We start from the raw sequence: 19,257 nt of genomic DNA on the forward strand, positions 1-19,257 counted from the left end.
CCATGGGAAAAGCTGACGTCATACAAAGAGATACGCACAGCTGAAGCGCGCCGGACTCGTCGACATGCGTGAACGAGCGTGACCGAGTGCGACCTGGAACAACAGCCGTGGATCGAGGAGAGAGCCGTGAGCACCGAGAACGAGGGCACAAGCGAGGGCGCATCGGTACCCCCGGCCCCGCCCGTACCGCCCACGCCGGTGGACGCTCCCGCTGCTCAGGCGCGTCCGGAGCGTGAGGCTCCGGACGGGGGCGGCCCGACGACCCCCCTGCCCCCCGTCCCGCCGAACGCGCCGGGGGCGGCACAGGGCCACGGCTCGTGGCAGTACCCGGCATACGGCGGCGGTGACCGCGGCGGATACGGCGAGCCGGCCGGACATACCGCTCAGGCTGCCCACACCGGCCAGGAAGGCCACGGCGCCCAGAACCAGCCCCAAGCAGGCCCTCCGTCGGGAGCCTCCTCCCCGCCCGCCGCCTCCTGGCCCCCGCCCCCGGCGCCGGGCACCCCGTCGTACGACGGCGGCGCCGGTCACGGCGCGGACGGCTGGGGCTCTTCGTACCAGCAGCCGCCGGCACCGAAGAAGGGCGGCAGGCGTGGCGGCCTGATCGCCACGGTCCTGCTGGCCGCGCTGGTCGCGGGCGGCCTGGGCGGCGGCCTCGGCTACACGCTGGCCAAGAACAACGACAGCAACGGCTCGACGACCGTCTCGTCGTCGACCAGCGGCGGCAACGTCAAGCGCGACCCGGGTACGGTCGCGGGCGTGGCAGCCCAGGCACTGCCGAGCACGGTCACCATCGAGGCGGAGAGCAGCAGCGGTGAGGGCGGGACCGGCACGGGATTCGTGTTCGACACCCAGGGGCACATCGTCACCAACAACCACGTGGTGGCGGACGCCGTGGACGGCGGCAAGGTCGCGGTGACCTTCCCGGACGGCAAGAAGTACGGCGGCGAGGTGGTCGGCAACGCCCAGGGTTACGACGTCGCGGTCATCAAATTGCGGAACGCCCCCTCGGACCTGAAGCCCCTCACCCTGGGTGACTCCGACAAGGTCGCCGTCGGCGACTCGACGATCGCCATCGGTGCCCCGTTCGGCCTGTCCAACACGGTGACGACCGGCATCATCAGCGCGAAGAACCGCCCGGTGGCCTCCAGCGACGGCGCCGGCAGCCAGGCTTCGTACATGAGCGCCCTGCAGACCGACGCCTCGATCAACCCGGGCAACTCCGGCGGACCTCTGCTGGACGCCCAGGGCAACGTCATCGGCATCAACTCCGCCATCCAGTCCACCAGCAACGGCGGCTTCGGCACCGGCCAGGCCGGCTCCATCGGTCTGGGCTTCGCCATTCCGATCAACCAGGCCAAGTACGTCGCCCAGGAACTGATCAAGACGGGCAAGCCGGTGTACGCCAAGATCGGCGCGTCGGTCTCCCTGGAGGAAGGCACGGGCGGGGCGAAGATCACAGAACAGGGCGCCGCCGGCTCCGAGGCGGTCGACCCCGACGGGCCCGCCGACCAGGCCGGTCTGCGGCCCGGTGACGTCATCACCAAGCTCGATGATCGCGTCATCGACTCCGGGCCGACCCTGATCGGCGAGATCTGGACCCACAAGCCGGGTGACGAGGTCACCCTCACCTACGAGCGCGACGGCAAGGAGCAGACCACGGAACTCACCCTGGGCTCCCGCGTCGGCGACAGCTGATCCCACCCCGCCCGCACGGACCCGTTACCCTTGTCCCCGCGCCGCCGATCACCCGGCGAGTGCGGGGAGGTGTGCCCGAGCGGCCTAAGGGAACGGTCTTGAAAACCGTCGTGGCAGCGATGTCACCGTGGGTTCAAATCCCACCGCCTCCGCGTTGAGAGCAGTGAGAACGGCCCCTGACCAGGTAAGAATGGTCGGGGGTCGTTTTTGTGCTTGCTCCCCGCTGAATGCCGTCATTCGCCGAGGCTCCCCGCTGGATCGGGCACGCAAGGAGAACGAGATCCTGGTGCCATGACTCGTGAGCAGTTGGCCGCAGCCTTGGCTTCGAACAACGGCGCCTGAGCACATGAAGCCCGCGCGGTACTCCTTGCCGGTGCCGACTTCGCTTGGCTCACAGAAGGGCGTAGCACGGTGTCCGCACTGGAGCTTTGGGACCTGTGGTCTTGGCGTCTGGAAGGTCTGAGGGAGGCAGGTGGCACGCCGCGGACAGGGCTTCCCGAAGCGGTCGACCGCCTACGGGACGCAGGTGATGCACAGATTCACCTTGCGAGCATCTCGGGTCCCGATCGAGCGCGCACCGTGCTCCTCTCGGCCGACCTCGCCGTGTGCATTGCTTGCACTTGAGTGGAGCGGCCGGCGAACGCGGTCGTGGAGTCTCAATGGCCGAGTCGAGCCGGCGGGGCGCCGCCCATCGTTTGAGAGCGGCGCCCCGCCTGGGACAGGTTCGATCCTCATCCTTATCAGGTCGATCACAACGGCTCGTCAATGTCGGCTGATCGGTCGTGGACCTGCATCGGCCGTCCATTGAGGCTCGGCGTTGATCGGGGTGTGCGCGGCTGTTGGTGTCAAGCATTGATGTCAGGCACCCGGAGCGCTCCTGACAGGCGGCATGATGTGCCTCCAGGGCGTGATCCAGTCCGCCCAGCCAAACGTGAACTTGTATGCGGCGCGCACTGCGTCCCGCCCTCGGCTACCTGCCAGAAGCACCACGCACAGAGCGACAACGAACAGCGCGGCAAAGGCTCCTCCGATGATCGCGCCCGTCCTGGGTGACCAGACCACTCCCACGAACACACTTGTGATGATCACAAGCACCAAGCCCATGTGCGCAACGGGCAATTCCACGCGAAACGGATTTCGCATCGAACCATGTGATGCCCGCATGCCCGCGTTGTAGCGGTCTCTCGCCGCACCAGGATCGGCGTGCGACCCTTCCGGGCCACTACTGCTCCACCAGCGCCCTCCCCCAGTCGCCAGGGGCCGCGTCTGCTCGGCTCTGCCTGGGGCGGCGGTGGACGGGATGGGACCCCCGCACGCCACTGCGGGCCCGCGGTCGGCGACGGCGCCCCCTCCCCATCCCGGTGCCGGCCGATCCCCCGCCGGAGGCACTGCCTTGACCGTCACTGCGCTATGCGGGCTCTACTTCCGGGCCGTTGCTTCGCTGCGGCCCCATGGGCCGGCCCGCGCTTCGCGCGGCTCGGTACTCGTCGAGGAGGCTGAAGAACAGCTCAACCGCAGGTACGCCGGCGGCTTCGGCCTCGCGTTCGATCTCTGTTGCCCACCTGAGCGCGCTCTCTCGGCCGAGGCGTCCCCGCAACCAGTCTGTGAACGGCCCCTGACTGCCAGGGCTCCAGAAGTCGTACTCCTCCTCGTGGACACCATGGATCTCCATGGCGATCCGGTAGCCGGCCAGCATCGACTCCAAATGGTGGAGGGAGTTGCCGTGGATCCACATCGAAGGGCGTTGTCGCACCTCGTCCAGGAACTCATGGATGTTCGTGAGTTCCGCGAGCGGCCGTAGTTTTCTGCGCGCCGTGTTTTCCGCTGTCATGTGACCTTCTATCACGGGCGAAGCAGTTGCTTGACGTCGTGGCTTCGTACGTGGGGACCGTTGCCGTCCAGGGCGTCCAGGAGCCTGATCGCGTAGACCTCCGCCATGCGCTCGCTGACCTCGTCGGGTGTGAGCCAGGAGACGGCTGCCGACTCGTCAGAGGTGCGTTCGGTGCCGCCGGAGGGCTTGCAGCGGAAGACCAGGACCACGATGCCTCGGGTCGTGTTCTTGTAGACGCCGGTGAGTTCGTCCACCTCGACGTGGATACCTGTCTTCTCCAGGATCTCGCGGACTGCGCCGGCCTCGGGGGTCTCGTCGAGTTCGAGTCCGGAGCCGCGGTGCGCCTCTTGGACCGGAGCTGTCCCAGTCTCTGTGAACCAGGAACCGCCCGGCGTCTTCTGGATGCGGCTGTGCCGACCTTGGACCTCTTCGCGTCCGAGCAGGTGATCGAAGTGGATGGATGGCAGTACTTCGATGCGGTCGTGGAGCCGGTGCGGAGGCGTGAAAGGGGGCCTATTGGCAGCTCGAGCAGAGGCGGCCGAAGAACGCCACGAGGCGCGCGGGTGAGGCAATGCGTGTGCGCGGGATCGGGGAGTTTTTCGGCCGCCTTTTCCGGCGCTGCCGAGGTGATGTCAGAGGCCTTGCCCCAATGTCTCCTTGATGCCGCCGATGAGGGAGCCGAGAACGTTACCCGTGGAGTCGAGACCGGCCTTTTCCTGCGAGGCCTCCTGAGGCTGAGGCCCTGAGTCAGTGGGTGCGGCGGTCGCGGTACCCACGGCGAAGAATCCCGCGGTGACAAGGCCGGTGAGGACGATGGCGATGCGACGAATCATTTTCATCTCCTTACGTTGGGTGACGAATTGATGACGGATCGTATCAGCCTGCGTGCTGGAAACGGGAAAGCCTCAAAGGGTTTCGTCGCCACCGTCCTGTGTGAACCGCCCTGACGACATCGCGCATTCAAGGTCGGTGACGTCTGTGTCCGGCCGGCCGGAAAGCGCGTCGAGATCGAAGAGGGCCGGTGGCCCACCCCTGAGCCGGGGAGGGCCACGTTCGTCGACGGAGGGTACTGGCCGACCCGCCTCCATCGCACCGCGGCCCAAGCGAAAGACGCAGGCGTCATACCGGCAGCTCCGCCCACTTTCCGGCCGGCGTGTGCGGACATGCGGTCAGGAGGCCGCTCGTAGCAGGCGGAGCTGGCCGATTTCTGTTGCGTTCTTCAGGAGCTCGGTGTTCACCCAGGCAATCGTGTGGGCCAGGGTGTACGCCGGGTCGTCCGGCCCCGGCCATGGGAAGGGCGCCTTGGTGTCCAGGTCGGTGTCGGTGAGGCCGTTCAGGGTCGTGAGCCACTCCGTCCGCAGGTCGCGCAGCCACTGGACGGTCGCCGGCCCTTCGCCGGGCCAGGTGATGTCGGTCCGTTCCCGGGGCGGGTGCCCGCGCGTGTGGTCCAGGGTCACGCTCCACCACCAGCCGATGTGCCAGCTGATCCAGGCGATGGTGGGGACGGGGACGGGGTCGGGCTCGGTCTCCGCCCAGTCCGGGGCCCAGATGCCGTCGGCGGAACGGTGCATCGTCCAGCAGTGGGCGGTGGGCTCCCACAGGAAGTCGTCCGGCTCCAGTCGCTCCAGGTGGTATTCGAACAGGGACCAGGTCAGTTCGAACTGCCAGCGCAGTAGTTCCGTTCGGGAGACGGGGACAGGGGCGGGGGCGGGGGTGCTCATTCGAGGGCCTTCCAGGGGTGTGCGGGGTGTGCGGGGCGCGCGGTCGGATCTCCTCGTCCTCGGCCGGTTGTTCCCGGGAGACCTCCCGCGGTACGGGCTCCGTGTCGTGCCCGATGGCACGTGCGAGGCCGGCCGGAACCGGATGACGGTGAGGCGGGAGCGGTGCAGGGCGCGGTCGTGGGCCGGGTCGAGGGCCTCGGAGCGGAAGTGGCCCGGGCCGGTCGCGGCGGGAACGACCTCCACGGGACCGAAAGCGCCTGCGTACTGGTCGGGGTGTTCGCGCGGCGGTGGAACCAGGTGGAGCGGGGTCCCGGGGAAGGCGTCTTCGGCGGACCGCAGCGCCGGGGTGATCTTCCGGTCGTCGAGGGGCTCGCAGGGACAGCCCCCGAGCGCCGCCGGCATCCGCAGCTCGGAGAGGTCGGCCGAGCGGCCTGGGGCGAGGACGACGCCCGTGAGTGACATGGTCGGCACTCTAGGGCGGTGGTGCATCCGGGGCTCTCGGTTTTTTGTGGGGTGAAGAGGGAGGGGGAGGGCGGGGCGGTCTGTGTGTTGTCGTCAGGGGTGGTGGTGGCCTGTCATGCGGGCTGCAGAGGCGATCGTCGCGCGGGCCTCGCGTTCGGACAGGCCGGTGTTGAGGGCCGCCTCCACCAGGGGGCCCACCAGGGCGGGGCCGATGCCGTCCTCGTAGGCGCGGCAGGCCGCCCAGAACAGGCGGGTGTTGCGCTGGCCCTCGTGGGCGGCGAGGACGAACTGGACGAGTCCTTGCCCGTGACCGCCGGCCGCCGGGGGTGTGGGGTGGTGGGCGCGGGGCGGGGGCAGCAGGAGCCGCAGGAGGGAGGGCGGGCACGCGGCGGGGATGAGGTGCGCGGTTCCCGGGGCGGCGGTGTACGTGCCGTGGTCCGTCCGGGAGCCCGGGCCGACCAGGTAGCCGCCGGCGCCCCGGATGTCGATTCCGGGAGCGAGCCGGCTCGCGGAATTGGGGACGACGACGTCCGGCGGGCCGCTGAGCCACAGGTGGCGGCCGCCGCTGGGGGTCATGACGACCACCGTGGCGGGGATCGTGAACAAGTGGCGCAGGGCCAGTTCGCGCAGGGCGGCGGAGGAGTCGGTGCTGGTCTTCGTGTCCAGGTCGACGCCGATCAGGTGGTGCGGGGGCAGTCCGCAGGCGATGCCGTAGCCGGTGGCCCTGGGGGCGGCGGCGAACAGCGCGCGGATGCGGGCGGGATCGGTGGAGGCGTCGTACACACCGTGCCCGAAGCGCCCGCATTCGCCGCGGCAGCGGGTGGTGGGGCCGGGGCCGGGGCGGGGATCGGGTTCGTCGCGGTGCGGAGAACGCAGCGCGGGGAGTTTCGTCCGGGACAGCGGGATGACGGCCAGTCCGCGCTCGGCGGCGGACAGGGCGTGTGCGAGGGCCAGCGTCGTGGCCTGCCGGTCGGTGGTGGCCATGCCTCTATTTTCGTATGCATGTTCGAATAAGGGAAGAGGGGGACAGGGCGACACGCCGGGGTCCGCATGGTTGGCGGGAAATGTGCCGGAACGCTTCACCTCTTGTGGGGCTTGGTGCGGAGGTTCCCTTGTCGGGCGGAGGGGACGGATTGAGGGTCGAGTGGGGGTTTATCGACTTGCCCTCACGCTTGCGTGCGAATGACGGCTTCAGAGGTGGTTCATGGGTGTTCGGTGGGCAATCCTGCTCTTGCGACGTCGAGTACAGCCCGGGGCGGTCGGCCAACTTCCCTGGTGACAGCCGTATATCGGGCACACACGGTCATGAGCCGGCGTGTCCTTGGTTCTGGAGGAAACACAACATGGCAAGCATCCGTACCGCCCGTGTCATCGCCGCCGCCTCCGCCCTTCCGCTGGCGGCAGCCCTCTTCACCGGCGTCGCGGCGGCGGACAACGGCGCTCTCGCGGAGGACGGCTCGAGTGCCACGGCCGCGAGTGCCACGGCGGGGGTGGTCGGCAGCGGCGTCGGCGGGGACAACTTCGGCACCTCGGCCACTTCGCAGCAGCAGGCCGTCGGTCCCGGTGCCTCGAACCAGAGCAACACCGCACAGGTCAACGGCTCCGCCTTCACGGCCGTCAACCAGGGCAACGACAATGTGGCGATCAGTTTCACCCCGCTGTGGTAGTGGGGTGAGGGGGCCGGTGGTCCCCTGACGGCTTGTGCGGGGTGCGCTTCGTGGGGGTGCGGGACGTGTGCGCGGCGGCGCCGAGACACCGAGGCGCGCACGTCTCGCGGGGGAGGGGTCACCGATCGGGTGGGAGCCGGTCCGTGTGCCTGTATCTGTGTCTGCGCTTGTGCCGTGTGCCCGTGTGGGCGTGTGCGCGCGTGAGGGGGTGAGGGGGTGAGGGGGTGGAGCTGACAGGAGGTGATATCTGGCGGCCGGTCGGGAATCTCGTGGCTCATGGAGGGCACGGGGGGAGGCGGTGCGGGACGGCGAGGGGGCCGCGTGAGTGGGGGCCGGCGGTGGGGCAGGGGCCGGGGAGCCGCCGGGGGCGGAGCGCCCGCTGCCGTTCGAGGCGTGGTGGAGTCGCGAGAGGGGGGCTCTGTGGCGGAGGGCGTAGGCATGCCGGCCTCGGCGCTCGGGGGTGCGGGGGCGCCCAGGGGCGTCGGGGAGCCCCTGAGGAGCGGGTGAGGCCCCGGGGTGCCGGTGTGCCTCCCCCCAGGGGTGAACCCGCAGTGGCTCTCCACCGCTCGTCCACCTTCAGGAGGTGCGGCAGGTACTACCCCTACAACCTGAGGGGGACGCGGCTTCGGGACTTGCGGCCGATCCGCCGGACGCACCCCGCTCATAGCGTTGAGCCATGACCACACCCGTCTGCACCAGCGCTTCGAACGCCGCTGCTCCAGTGACGCAGACCCTCCCGTACCCGTCGTTCTCGTCGTACATGAGGGCTCGCCAGCCGGTGCTCCTGCGTACCGCCCGGTCCCTGACCGGGAACCCGAGTGACGCGGAGGACCTGCTGCAGACCGCGCTCGCCAAGACGTACGTCGCCTGGGAGCGTATCGAGGACCACCGTGCGCTCGACGGCTATGTGCGCCGGGCGCTGTTGAACACCCGGACGTCGCAGTGGCGCAAGCGAAAGGTGGACGAGTTCGCCTGCGAGGAGCTGCCCGAGCCGGACCCGGTGTCCGCGGCCGACGACCCGGCCGAGCGGCAGGCGCTGCGCGACGCGATGTGGCGGGCGATCATGCGGCTGCCCGCGCGGCAGCGCGCCATGGTCGTTCTGCGGTACTACGAGGACCTCAGCGAGGTGCAGACGGCCGAGGTGCTCGGCGTATCGGTGGGTACGGTGAAGTCGGCCGTCTCGCGGGCGCTCGGCAAGCTGCGGGACGACGCTGAGCTGGGTCTTGTTCGATCCTGACCTGAAATGTCGTTTCGCGGTACGTGATCGATCATTCGTTCCTCTAGTGACATACCGCGCGGTATGTGCGCAGAATCAGCACATCCGTTACCGCCGCGTAGGCAATGTCGCCCGGGAGGACGCCGTGCTGAGCACCATGCAGGACGTACCGCTGCTGATCTCGAGAATCCTGACCCACGGGTCGGCGATCCACGGCACGTCACAGGTGACCACCTGGACCGGCGAGAGCGAGCCGCACCGCCGTTCCTACGCCGAGATCGGCACCCGCGCGGCGCAGCTGGCCCACGCCCTGCGCGACGACCTCGGAGTGACCGGCGACGAGCGGGTCGCGACCCTCATGTGGAACAACGCCGAGCATGTCGAGGCGTACTTCGCGATCCCCTCCATGGGCGCGGTGCTCCACACCCTGAACCTCCGCCTTCCGGCCGAGCAGCTCGTGTGGATCGTCGATCACGCCGCCGACCGGGTGGTCCTGGTCAACGGTTCGCTGATCCCGCTGCTCGCTCCGCTGCTGCCGCACCTGAAGTCGCTCGAACACGTCGTCGTGTCCGGCCCCGGGGACCGTTCCGCGCTGGCGGACGCCGCGGCGCAGGCGCAGGTACGGGTGCACGAGTACGAGGACCTGATCGCGGGGAAGCCCACCGCCTACGACTGGCCCGAGCTGGACGAGCGTGCCGCCGCGGCCATGTGCTACACGTCGGGCACGACCGGGGACCCCAAGGGCGTGGTCTACAGCCACCGTTCGATCTACCTGCACTCGATGCAGGTCAACATGGCCGAGTCGATGGGTCTGACCGACCAGGACACCTCGCTGGTGGTGGTCCCCCAGTTCCACGTCAACGCCTGGGGCCTGCCGCACGCCACCTTCATGACCGGCGTCAACATGCTGATGCCGGACCGCTTCCTGCAGCCCGCGCCACTCGCCGAGATGATCGAGGGCGAGCGTCCGACCCACGCCGCCGCCGTCCCCACCATCTGGCAGGGCCTGCTGGCCGAACTGCTGGCCAAGCCGCGGGACGTCTCCTCCCTCACCCAGGTCACCATCGGCGGCTCGGCCTGTCCGCCCTCCCTGATGGAGGCGTTCGACCAGCTGGGCATGCGGGTCTGCCACGCCTGGGGCATGACGGAGACCTCCCCGCTCGGCACCATCGCCCGTCCGCCGGCCCATGCCGTGGGCACCGACGAGGAGTTCACCTACCGCCTGACCCAGGGCCGCTTCCCGACCGGTGTCGAGGCCCGGCTCACCGGCCCCGGCGGTGAACGCCTCCCCTGGGACGGCGAGTCCGCGGGCGAACTGGAGGTGCGCGGCCCCTGGATCGCCGGCGCCTACTACAACGGGGCCGGGGCCGAACCCCTGCGCCCCGCCGACAAGTTCAGCGAGGACGGCTGGCTGAAGACCGGAGACGTCGGCACGATCTCGCCCGACGGCTTCCTCACCCTCACCGACCGGGCCAAGGACGTCATCAAGTCCGGCGGCGAGTGGATCTCCTCCGTCGATCTGGAGAACGCGCTGATGGCCCACCCGGACGTCGCCGAGGCCGCCGTCGTCGCCGTCCCCGACGACAAGTGGGGCGAGCGCCCGTTGGCCACCGTCGTCCTCAAGGAGGGCTCCACCGCAGACTTCACCACGCTGCGCGAGTTCCTCGCCGGCGAGGGCAGGATCGCCAAGTGGCAGCTGCCCGAGCGCTGGACGGTGATCGAGTCGGTGCCGAAGACGAGCGTCGGCAAGTTCGACAAGAAGGTGCTGCGCAGGCAGTACGCCGAGGGCACGCTGGACATCACCCGGCTCTGACGGGTTCCGGCGCGCGCGCCGGACACACTGTGAAGTGCCCCGCACACGCCGGCCGGTCCGGGCCGACGTGCGCGGGGCCGCGTCGGCATACGCCCGGAGGGAAGGCGCGGCACCCCCGGTACGGACTCGGCGCGCCTCAGTTGGTTCCGATGCGGGCCAGCAGGTCGACGATCCTGTCCTGCACCTCGTCGCTCGTGGAGCGTTCCGCGAGGAACAGCACCGTCTCGCCGGAGGCCAGCCGCGGCAGGTCCCCCTGGTCGACGGCGGCGGTGTAGACGACGAGCGGGGTGCGGGTGAGCTGCCCGTTCGCCCGCAGCCAGTCGACGATCCCGGCCTGCTGACGGCGTACCTGCATCAGGTCCATCACCACCAGGTTCGGCCGGAACTGCCCCGCCAGCGCCACCGCGTCCGCGTCGCCCGCGGCCCGCGCGACCTGCATGCCGCGCCGTTCCAGGGTTCCGGTCAGCGCGAGCGCGATCTCCGCGTGCTCCTCGATCAGCAGCACCCGCGGCGGATGCTGCTCGCTGTCCCGCGGCGCGAGGGCCTTCAGCAGTACCGCGGGATCGGCGCCGTAGGCGGCATCGCGCGAGGCCTGCCCCAGCCCGGCCGTGACGAGCACCGGTACGTCGGCGGCCACCGCCGCCGTCCGCAGCGACTGGAGCGCCGTACGGGTGATCGGCCCGGTCAGCGGGTCCACGAACAGCGCGGCGGGGAACGCCGCGATCTGGGCGTCGACCTCCTCACGCGAGTGCACGATCACCGGCCGGTAGCCGCGGTCGCTCAGCGCCTGCTGTGTGGCGACGTCCGGCGCGGGCCACACCAGCAGCCGACGCGGGTTGTCCAAGGGCTCGGGCGGCAGTTCGTCGTCCATCGGCTGCGGACGAGGGGGGTCCGCCACCTCGACGGCCCCGCCCGGGCCGTCCAACGGCTCGGGCCCCTCGGCCGCGTCCGCGTCCGGCGCTCCTATGGCGTACGAGCGTCCCGTGCCCTCGGTCGTGGGCGCGAGCCGCGACTGGCCCGGCTGACCCGCCTGCCCCGGTTGACCGGCGATCGAGTGCTGCGGCTGGGCCTGGGGCTGCGACTGGGTCTGTGACGGGGGCTGCGGGGGCGGTGTCTGCGCGGGTGCCTGGACGCGGGCGGGGGCCTGGGCCGCTGCCTGGGCCTGCCGCTGGGCGGAGCCGGTCCCGGTCGCCGCGTGCGGGTGCGCGCTCTGCTCCTGGCCCACGGCCGGGTCGGGGCGCGTACCGAGCTTGCGGCGGCGGCCCGAGCCGCCCGGCTGATGCGGGGGAGGCGTGGCCGACGGCAGCGGCTGCTGGACCTGGGCGGCCTGCCTGGTGAACGGAACGCCCTGCCCCAGCGTGCGCACACTGAACGCACGCCCCTGGGTCGAGTTCGGGTCCACCGGCACCGACGGCACCGACGGTGCCGCCGTCTCGACGGGGAGAGGCTGAGCGGCCCGTTGCGCGGGCGGCGTGCTCTCGGGGGGCAGCGGGGCGGCCGGCGCGGGCGTCGGCATGCCGTTCGGCGGTACGGGAGTTCCTGCGCCGGAGGTGTCACCGGGGGCGGGCCACGGAGGCTGCGCGGACGGGGCGCCCTGGGGAGGAGTCCCCTGACCGGACGCGGCCTCGGCGGGCAGTGGCTGGGCCACGGAGGCGGGCTGCTCCGCGGCCGGAACGACGGGCTGCGCCTGTCCCTGTGCCGGGGACTGTCCCCGGGCGGCGGGCGGCAGTGCTGTCGGCTGGGGCAACGGCTGCCCGGCGGAAGCCGCCTGGAGCTGATCGTGGGATGCCGGTGCCGGCACCTGTGCCTGCGGCAGCTGTCCCGGGACCGCGGCCATGTGCCCCTGCCCCGTGATGCCCTGCGGCGGAGCGGCCGGCGGAAGGGCCGCTCCCTGCGGTGCAGCCCCCTGCACCGGCCCGGCCGGTACGGGGACCGGCTGAGCGGCACCTCCGGCCGGGACCCCCGGGGCCTGGACCGGAACCCCCGAGGCCTGCGCCTGAGCGGCCTGCGGCGGCGTAGGGGCCGTGCCCTGCTCGGCCGGCTGGGCGGCGGCCCGCCGGCGGCGGCCCGTCGGGGCGCTGGTGGGGTGCGGCTGCGGAGGAGTGTGATCGTCGGACTGGTCGTGAGGGGCGGCGTCATGGCGCCCCCCGTCGATCAGCGCGTCCCCGGAGGCGACCGGTCCGGGCGCCGTCACGGGAACCGAGCCCTGTGCCGGCCCCTGTGCCGGACTCTGCCCGACCACGTCGACGGCCCCTGCCTGTTCCCCTGCCTGTTCCCCCTGGTCCGTCTCGGCGGGCGGCAGGGCGAACACCGTACGGGGCGCGGCCTCCTGCGCCGCCGCCCGCTCGGTCGCCGCCGCCAGCGCACGCCGACGTCGCCCGGCCGCCTGAGCCTGCTGCCCCTCTCCCTGGCCGGGCTCCTGCCCTTGCCCCTGGGAGGCACCGGCTGTTCCGCCCCCGCTGCCCAGCGCGGGCAACGCGGGCGGCAGGGCGTGCTGCTCACCGGAGGCCTGCCGGGCACGTTGCCCCCCGGCGGGGACGGGCACGCCCTGCGGCGGTACGGTCCCGCCCAGCCCGGTGTTCGAGGCGGCGGACCCCGCCGCGTATTCGGCGGCCGTGACAACGGCCCCCTCGGACACCCCGGCCCCGGAGCCGATCGCGCCGACGGCCGCACTCGTACCCGTAGCCGGGGCGGCAGCGGCAGCAGCGGCCTCCGAGCCCTCGGCCGGCCGGCCACGTCGCCGTCCGGTGCCGCCGGACGCCTGAGCCGGAACCTGTACGGGTTGTGGGGCCTCCGCGGCCTCCGCGGCCTCCGCGGCCGCCCGGCGCCTGCGCCGGCCGGTGGGCGCCGTGGCGTCCGTACCGGCACCGGAGTCGTCGTCGGCTCCCGGCACCTCGCTGCCCAGGAACGCGTCCACCGAGGACCGCCGGGCCCTCCGCCGTCCGCCACCGGAACCCCGCTGACCGCCCGCGGCAGCCTCCTCGGCCGGAGCCGCGTCCGGCGCAGCCCCCGGTACCGGTGCCACGCCCGGTCCCTCGCCCGCCGGCACTCCGGCGGGCAGTGCGAGCTGGGCGGGCGCCTGTCCTGCGGCGACGACACCCGCGCCGGCCCCGATGGGCACCTCGAGGACGAACGCGCTGCCGCTCATCCCCGGTACCTCGTGCGTCTGCAGCACACCGCCGTGCGCCCGCACGATCCCGCGCACGATCGGCTCGTGCACCGGGTCGCCGCCGCTGTACGGCCCGCGCACCTCGATGCGTACGCCCTCGCCGCGCTGTGCCGCCGCGACCACGACCGTGTTGTCCAGATAACCGCCCGCCGACACGGAAGTGTTGCCGGTGGCGTCGACGCCCGCGACATCCGCGACGAGGTGGGCGAGGGCGGTGGCGAGCAGTTGTGCGTCGACCTCGGCCTCGATGGGCGGCGCGTGCACGGCGAACTGCACCCGGCCGGGCCCGATGAGTTCCACGGCCCCGTCGACACCGGCGGCGACGACTGCGTCGAGCATCACCTTCGTACGGGTGATCTTCTCCGTTCCGGAGTCGAGCCGCTGGAAGCCGAGGACGTTGTCGATGAGGGTGGTGATCCGGGAGTAGCCGGCCGACAGGTGGTGGAGCACCTGGTTGGCCTCGGGCCACAGCTGTCCGGCGTCGTCGGCGGCCAGCGCCGCCAGGTCGCGGCGGAGTTCCTCCAGCGGACTCCTGAGCGACCGCCCGAGCAGCGTCAGCAGCTGCTCGTGCCGGCCGGTGAGGGCCTCGAAGCGGTCCTTCTCCCGCTCGCCGAGCGAGGCGTACCGCTCCTCGTTCGCGGCGAGTTCCTCGGTGTGCGCCTCCTGCAGTTCCTCCAGCGCGCGGACGTGGTTCTGGCGCAGGGCGGTGAGCTCGGAGGCGTGCTCCTCGGCGAGCCGCTCCAGTTCCTCGGCGTGCTGCCGCTCGGTCTCCTCCTTCTCCTTGAGGAGCGTGTCGTACGGACGCCGGTCGGTGAAGGTCATGACGGCGCCGACGAGCTGGTCGCCGTCGCGTACCGGCGCGGTCGTCAGGTCGACCGACACCTTGTCGCCGCTCTTGGAGTACAGCACCTGCCCGCGCACCCGGTGCTTGCGTCCGGAGCGCAGGGTGTCGGCGAGCGGGGACTCGTCGTACGGGAAGGGGGAGCCGTCGGCGCGGGAGTGCAGGACGAGGGTGTGCAGCTCACGTCCGCCGAGGTCGCTGGCGCGGTAGCCCAGTATCTGGGCGGCGGCCGGGTTGACGAGGACGATCCGTCCGTCGGTGTCCGTGCCGACGACTCCCTCGGCGGCGGCCCGCAGGATCATCTCGGTCTGCCGTTGCGAACGCGCCAGCTCGGCCTCGGTGTCCACGGTGCCGGACAGATCGCGTACGACGAGCATCAGCAGTTCGTCGCCGGTGTAGCCGTAATTGTCGTAGGCCTGTTGGCCGGTCTCCAGATTCGCACTGGTGACCTCGACCGGGAACTCGGTCCCGTCGGTCCGCCGGGCGACCATCCGCGTCGGCTTGGTACGGGCCCGCGGGTCGATGTGGTCGGGCCGGCGCATGGAGCCGGGGATGAGCTTGGAGTCGAACTCCGGCAGCAGGTCGAGCAACCCGCGTCCCACCAGCGCCGTGCCCGGAGTCTCGAAGGCCTCGAGGGCGATGCTGTTGGCGTTGACGACCGTTCCGTTGGCGTTGACCAGCACCAAGGCATCCGGAAGTGCGTCCAGTATGGCTGCGAGGCGAGCAGTGCCTCGGGATGGCCTGCTGCTCACGAGACGCTTCCTTCCTGTTCCGCTACGTGCCGACCGTTCGGGCCATCTTGCCAACCGGCCCTCAACGTGTCACGCGAGGGAGTCTAAGGGCTGGGGTTGCGCTCGCGACGCCGGATGAGACCGAGGTCGCACGTAACGTGACGGTGATGTAACGCCTCCGCCGCCCGTTACCGGCCACGCCCCGCCCCGCCGCACCCCGAACCGTTGCGGGACCTCCACGTGGTCCGGCCTGCCCGCCGACGGCGACGACACGTCCGCCACGCGCCCGCCGGAAGAGCTTTGCTCTGCGGCCGTCGCGCCTAGTACCGTAGGGGGCGATTGGTGACACCACGCACGACTGTGTCATCATCGGCACGCACCACTGAACCGCGCTCGCGCGAGGAATGTTGTGCACGGAGGCGTCGCCTAGTCCGGTCTATGGCGCCGCACTGCTAATGCGGTTTGGGCCTTAAAGCCCATCGAGGGTTCAAATCCCTCCGCCTCCGCACTGATTGCGAAGCCCCGGCCCACCCGGCCGGGGCTTCGTCGCATGTCCGACCCGAACCGCTGTTCCCCCAGGTCACAAGGGGTGGGCCAAACGGATTTCACATGGCGGCGGCGGTCATGTAATGTTCTTCCTGTCGCCGCGAGCGAGCCCGCAGAGGGCCGGGAGCGGCGAGAAAACTGAAAACACGCACTCGTAGCTTAACGGATAGAGCATCTGACTACGGATCAGAAGGTTGCAGGTTCGAATCCTGCCGAGTGCACAGAGACAAGAGCCCCGCCGGTTGAACCGGCGGGGCTCTTGCGTGCTGGAAAAGGGGTCGGGCGGGATCAGGATCTGTGCCGGTGGTCGGTTCTGTGGCGGAGGAGCGTGGTGTGGAGTTGGCGGCTCAGGGCTGTGGCGGCCGCGGTGAGGAAGATGAAGGTGTAGAGGATCTGGAGGATGGTGACCAGGCGGGCCGCCTGGCCGTGGGGGGTGATGTCGCCGTAGCCGATGGTGGCGAGGGTGACCAGCGTGAAGTAGAGGGCGTCCAGGCGGGTGGCGAGGCCGATGAGTTCGCCGGGGTGTTGGGCCAGGGCCTGGTAGGCCGTCGCGAAGACCAGGATGGACAGGCACATCAGCAGGGGGATGACCAGTCCGGGCCGGGCGTGCGGGTGGTCGAGCAGGACGTGGCCGATCTGCTGGAGCAGCAGGCCGGCGATGAGCCCCAGTGCCAGACCGAAGAGGGTCCAGCTCAGAACGGGCTGGCGGGGGCCCAGGTGGTCGAGGGGGAGCAGGAAGTAGGCGGTGACCAGAACGGTCGCGCCGGCCGTCTGGGCGAGCCGGCGCCACACGTTGCTCGATGCCGTGGAGGGCTTCTTCTCGCTGTTTTCCATGGGGCGGGGAGGGAGGCCGGGGTGGTGTTCCTAGGTCTGGGGCGTCGTCTCGCTGCGTGGTGAGCACAGGGCCCAGATGATGAAGCCGTCGATGACGATGAGGACGATCGACCAGACCGGCGCGTAGGGCAGCCACACGAAGTTGGCGAGCATGCTCAGGCCGGCCAGTGCGACGCCTGTGACGCGGGCCCAGACCGCCCCGCTGAACAGGGCGAGCCCCGCGGCCAGGACGAGGGCGCCGAGGATCAGGTGCACCCAGCCCCAGCCGGTCAGGCTGAACGCGTAGGTGAAGTTGCTGGTGGTGACGAAGACGTCGTCCTCGGCGATGGCCGCGATCCCCTGGAAGATCGCCATGATCCCGCCGAAGGTCATCAGCACCGCCGCGGCCGCTGTCCAGCTCGTCGCCCAGGCGCTGCGCGGCTCCCAGCCTGCGCGGTGGTGTGTTCCGCCGACATTGCTCGCCATGTGCTCGCCCTTTCGGCTGTCCCCGAGCGGTGTGTCCCCGAGCGGGCCCGGAGCGGACCCCGAGCGGGCGCCGAGGTGCACGGCGCCTCCTCCAGGTTTGCACCACGGAGGGCGCTCGGCACCTTGGTGCGGACGGGCAGGGAGTGGGCGTGGGGCGTTGTCGGTGCCCGCCTCTACTCTCGTCGGAGATGGCACAGGTATGGAGATGCTCGGGGCTGCGCTGGTCTGCGGACGGTCCCGTGCTGGTGTGGGAGGGCGGGCGGCATACCGCGCTGACCTGGGGGAAACGGGTGGCCTTCGCGGTCGGGGAAGGGGGCGTACGGACATGCGTCGGGGCATGGGGGCACACGTGTCCGATCGGCGCGGTGGTGTCGGCACGGAGTACGGGGGCGCGCTGCGAGGAGTGTGCGCGGCTGGACCGGGCACACTCCGTGGCCGCCGACACCGTCGCGGACGATCCGCGGCCGTACCGGGTGTATCTGGCGTGGTTCGGACCGGGGATGGTCAAGGTCGGGATCACCGGGGTGGCCCGGGGCCCGGCGCGGCTGCTGGAGCAGGGCGCGGTCTGCTTCAGCTGGCTGGGGACCGGGCCGCTGATGGCGGCCCGGCGTGCCGAGGCGCTGCTGAGCGCCGCGCTCCGGGTGCCCGACCGGATTCCGTACGCCGCCAAGCGTGCGGTGCGGGCGGTGCTTCCGGATACGGAGGGGGAGCGCGCGGCCGAGCTTGCTGAGCTGCATGGCCGGGCGGTCGCTCTGACCGGGTGGCCCGAGTCGCTGTCCCGGGAGCCCTTCCAACCCGTCGATCATGTGCGGGTGTTCGGGCTGGCAGGGGCGTCGGCAGCGCTGGGGGAGGTGAGCGAGCTGGTCGCCGGGGGCGCGGTGAGCGGGGAGCTGGTGGCCGCGGCGGGGCCGGATCTGCATCTGCGTGTCGTGACAGCGGGCGGGGAGCGGGCCGGCGTCGTGGTGCTTGACACGCGGTTGCTGGGCGGGTGGGGGCTCGTGCCGGGTGAGGGGCGGGCGTTCGATCTGCCGGTGAGGCACCCGAAGGGGGCGAAGGGCGCCGGAGGAGCGAGAGGGGGCGGTGAGCGGGAGGGGGTGCAGGACGGGTTGTTCTGATCCGCGCCGGTGCCTGCCGCCGGGCCCGGCGGCCGTGATCGGTTCTCCGGTCCGTTCGTTCGTTCCCGCCGTACGGGGGGTGGACCCGGGGTGCGGCCACGGGTGATCGTGGAGGTATGGGCGATCACCTCGTGGCGGCGGAGTCGGCGTCGGCAACGGACTCGGCCGCTGCCTCGGAATCCGTCGAGGTGCGGCGGTTCTGGGAGGGGCTCGGCCTTCCCGGGCTGGTCGACGTGCACACGCACTTCATGCCGGAGCGGGTGCTGCGCAAGGTGTGGGCCTACTTCGACGCGCTCGGGCCGCTGACCGGCGGGGTCGAGTGGCCGATCACCTACCGGCAGCAGGAGAGCGAACGGGCCGGGATGCTGAGGGGGTTCGGGGTGCGTGCCTTCACGGCCATGCTCTACCCGCACAAGCCCGGCATGGCGCGGTGGCTGAACGGCTGGGCGGTCGGCTTCGCCCGCCGTACGCCCGGCTGCCTGCACACCTCGACGCTGTTCCCCGAGCCCGGGGCCGAGAGCCTGGTCGGGGACGCCCTCGAAGAGGGGGCACGGGTCTTCAAGGCGCATGTGCAGGTGGGGGCGTACGACCCGGCCGACGCGTTGCTCGACGGCGCCTGGGGTGTGCTCGCCGAGGCGGGTGTCCCGGTGGTGATCCACTGCGGTTCCGGGCCCGCGCCGGGCACGTACACCGGCCCCGGGCCGATCGCGCGGGTGCTGGCCCGGCACCCCCGGCTGTGCCTGGTCGTGGCGCACCTCGGGATGCCCGAGTACGAGGACTTCCTCGACCTCGCCGAGCGCTATCCAAAGGTGCGGCTGGACACCACGATGGCGTTCACCGACTTCGCCGAGCGCATGGCGCCGTTCCCCCGGCGGGCCCTGCCCCGGCTGGCCGGCCTCGGCGACCGGATCCTGCTCGGCACGGACTTCCCCAACATCCCGTACCCGTACCTCCACCAGCTCCAGGCCCTGGAGCGGCTCGGGCTCGGGCCGGCGTGGCTGCGGGCGGTCTGCCACGACAACGCGGCCCACCTCTTCGGCCTGCGGGAGAGCGAAGACGGAAGCGGGAGCGCCGGCCCCGGCGACAGTGCCGGCCCCGGCGACAGTGCCGGCCTCGCCGACAGCACCGGCTGAAACGCGCTCCCCCGC

Annotated in this window: 14 protein-coding genes and 3 tRNA genes; 9 read left to right on the plus strand and 8 right to left on the minus strand. The window is 71.3% G+C overall.

The window, feature by feature from the left end; genetic code table 11:
- Window positions 1-126 precede the first annotated feature (126 nt).
- Both ACWZEH_RS17640 and ACWZEH_RS17645 read left to right on the plus strand, forming a co-directional pair.
- Window positions 127-1,698, plus strand: coding sequence for a S1C family serine protease (locus tag ACWZEH_RS17640; protein WP_456192151.1), 1,572 nt, complete (start codon window positions 127-129; stop codon window positions 1,696-1,698).
- Between the two features lie 65 nt (window positions 1,699-1,763).
- Window positions 1,764-1,850 (plus strand) — tRNA-Ser (locus tag ACWZEH_RS17645).
- 1,256 nt (window positions 1,851-3,106) lie between these two features.
- Here the strand turns inward: ACWZEH_RS17645 and ACWZEH_RS17650 are convergent.
- From ACWZEH_RS17650 to ACWZEH_RS17670, 5 genes are all read right to left on the minus strand, one after another.
- Window positions 3,107-3,529 carry a hypothetical protein gene (locus ACWZEH_RS17650; protein WP_456192152.1) on the minus strand — a complete coding sequence of 141 codons (423 nt, stop codon included), beginning with the start codon at window positions 3,527-3,529 and terminating at the stop codon, window positions 3,107-3,109.
- An 11-nt stretch (window positions 3,530-3,540) separates the two neighbouring features.
- Window positions 3,541-3,972, minus strand: coding sequence for an NUDIX hydrolase (locus tag ACWZEH_RS17655; RefSeq protein WP_456199657.1), 432 nt, complete (start codon window positions 3,970-3,972; stop codon window positions 3,541-3,543).
- Between the two features lie 189 nt (window positions 3,973-4,161).
- Window positions 4,162-4,362, minus strand: a complete 201-nt coding sequence (locus tag ACWZEH_RS17660; protein ID WP_456192153.1) for a hypothetical protein — start codon at window positions 4,360-4,362, stop codon at window positions 4,162-4,164.
- Between the two features lie 336 nt (window positions 4,363-4,698).
- A complete protein-coding gene (locus ACWZEH_RS17665) occupies window positions 4,699-5,250 on the minus strand; it encodes a DinB family protein (RefSeq protein ID WP_456199659.1) in 552 nt (183 codons plus the stop codon).
- 555 nt (window positions 5,251-5,805) lie between these two features.
- Window positions 5,806-6,696 carry a bifunctional DNA primase/polymerase gene (locus tag ACWZEH_RS17670; protein ID WP_456192155.1) on the minus strand — a complete coding sequence of 297 codons (891 nt, stop codon included), beginning with the start codon at window positions 6,694-6,696 and terminating at the stop codon, window positions 5,806-5,808.
- A gap of 359 nt (window positions 6,697-7,055) precedes the next feature.
- Here ACWZEH_RS17670 and ACWZEH_RS17675 point away from each other — a divergent pair, with 359 nt between their 5' ends.
- From ACWZEH_RS17675 to ACWZEH_RS17685, 3 genes are all read left to right on the plus strand, one after another.
- Window positions 7,056-7,379 carry a hypothetical protein gene (locus ACWZEH_RS17675; protein WP_456192156.1) on the plus strand — a complete coding sequence of 108 codons (324 nt, stop codon included), beginning with the start codon at window positions 7,056-7,058 and terminating at the stop codon, window positions 7,377-7,379.
- Window positions 7,380-8,055: 676 nt separating this feature from the next.
- Window positions 8,056-8,616, plus strand: a complete 561-nt coding sequence (locus ACWZEH_RS17680) for a SigE family RNA polymerase sigma factor (RefSeq protein ID WP_456192157.1) — start codon at window positions 8,056-8,058, stop codon at window positions 8,614-8,616.
- 136 nt (window positions 8,617-8,752) lie between these two features.
- Complete coding sequence (locus tag ACWZEH_RS17685) at window positions 8,753-10,408, plus strand: long-chain fatty acid--CoA ligase (RefSeq protein ID WP_456199661.1); 1,656 nt, start codon at window positions 8,753-8,755, stop codon at window positions 10,406-10,408.
- A 136-nt stretch (window positions 10,409-10,544) separates the two neighbouring features.
- Here the strand turns inward: ACWZEH_RS17685 and ACWZEH_RS17690 are convergent, their stop codons facing one another.
- A complete protein-coding gene (locus tag ACWZEH_RS17690; RefSeq protein ID WP_456192158.1) occupies window positions 10,545-15,170 on the minus strand; it encodes a PAS domain-containing protein in 4,626 nt (1,541 codons plus the stop codon).
- Window positions 15,171-15,564: 394 nt separating this feature from the next.
- Here ACWZEH_RS17690 and ACWZEH_RS17695 point away from each other — a divergent pair.
- Both ACWZEH_RS17695 and ACWZEH_RS17700 read left to right on the plus strand, forming a co-directional pair.
- Window positions 15,565-15,655, plus strand: a tRNA-Ser gene (locus ACWZEH_RS17695).
- 188 nt (window positions 15,656-15,843) lie between these two features.
- Window positions 15,844-15,916, plus strand: a tRNA-Arg gene (locus ACWZEH_RS17700).
- Window positions 15,917-15,983: 67 nt separating this feature from the next.
- Here ACWZEH_RS17700 and ACWZEH_RS17705 read toward each other — a convergent pair.
- Window positions 15,984-16,529: a potassium channel family protein gene (locus ACWZEH_RS17705; protein ID WP_456192159.1), complete on the minus strand. Its 546-nt coding sequence runs from the start codon at window positions 16,527-16,529 to the stop codon at window positions 15,984-15,986.
- Between the two features lie 30 nt (window positions 16,530-16,559).
- On the minus strand, window positions 16,560-16,994 hold the full coding sequence (locus ACWZEH_RS17710) for a DUF7144 family membrane protein (RefSeq protein ID WP_456192160.1): 435 nt from the start codon (window positions 16,992-16,994) through the stop codon (window positions 16,560-16,562).
- Between the two features lie 188 nt (window positions 16,995-17,182).
- On the opposite strand from ACWZEH_RS17710, the gene ACWZEH_RS17715 reads away from it, so the two are divergent.
- Window positions 17,183-18,109, plus strand: coding sequence for a DUF2797 domain-containing protein (locus ACWZEH_RS17715; RefSeq protein ID WP_456192161.1), 927 nt, complete (start codon window positions 17,183-17,185; stop codon window positions 18,107-18,109).
- 116 nt (window positions 18,110-18,225) lie between these two features.
- Window positions 18,226-19,242, plus strand: coding sequence for an amidohydrolase family protein (locus ACWZEH_RS17720; RefSeq protein WP_456192162.1), 1,017 nt, complete (start codon window positions 18,226-18,228; stop codon window positions 19,240-19,242).
- Window positions 19,243-19,257: the final 15 nt, after the last annotated feature.

Source organism: Streptomyces yamdrokensis, assembly GCF_053890455.1.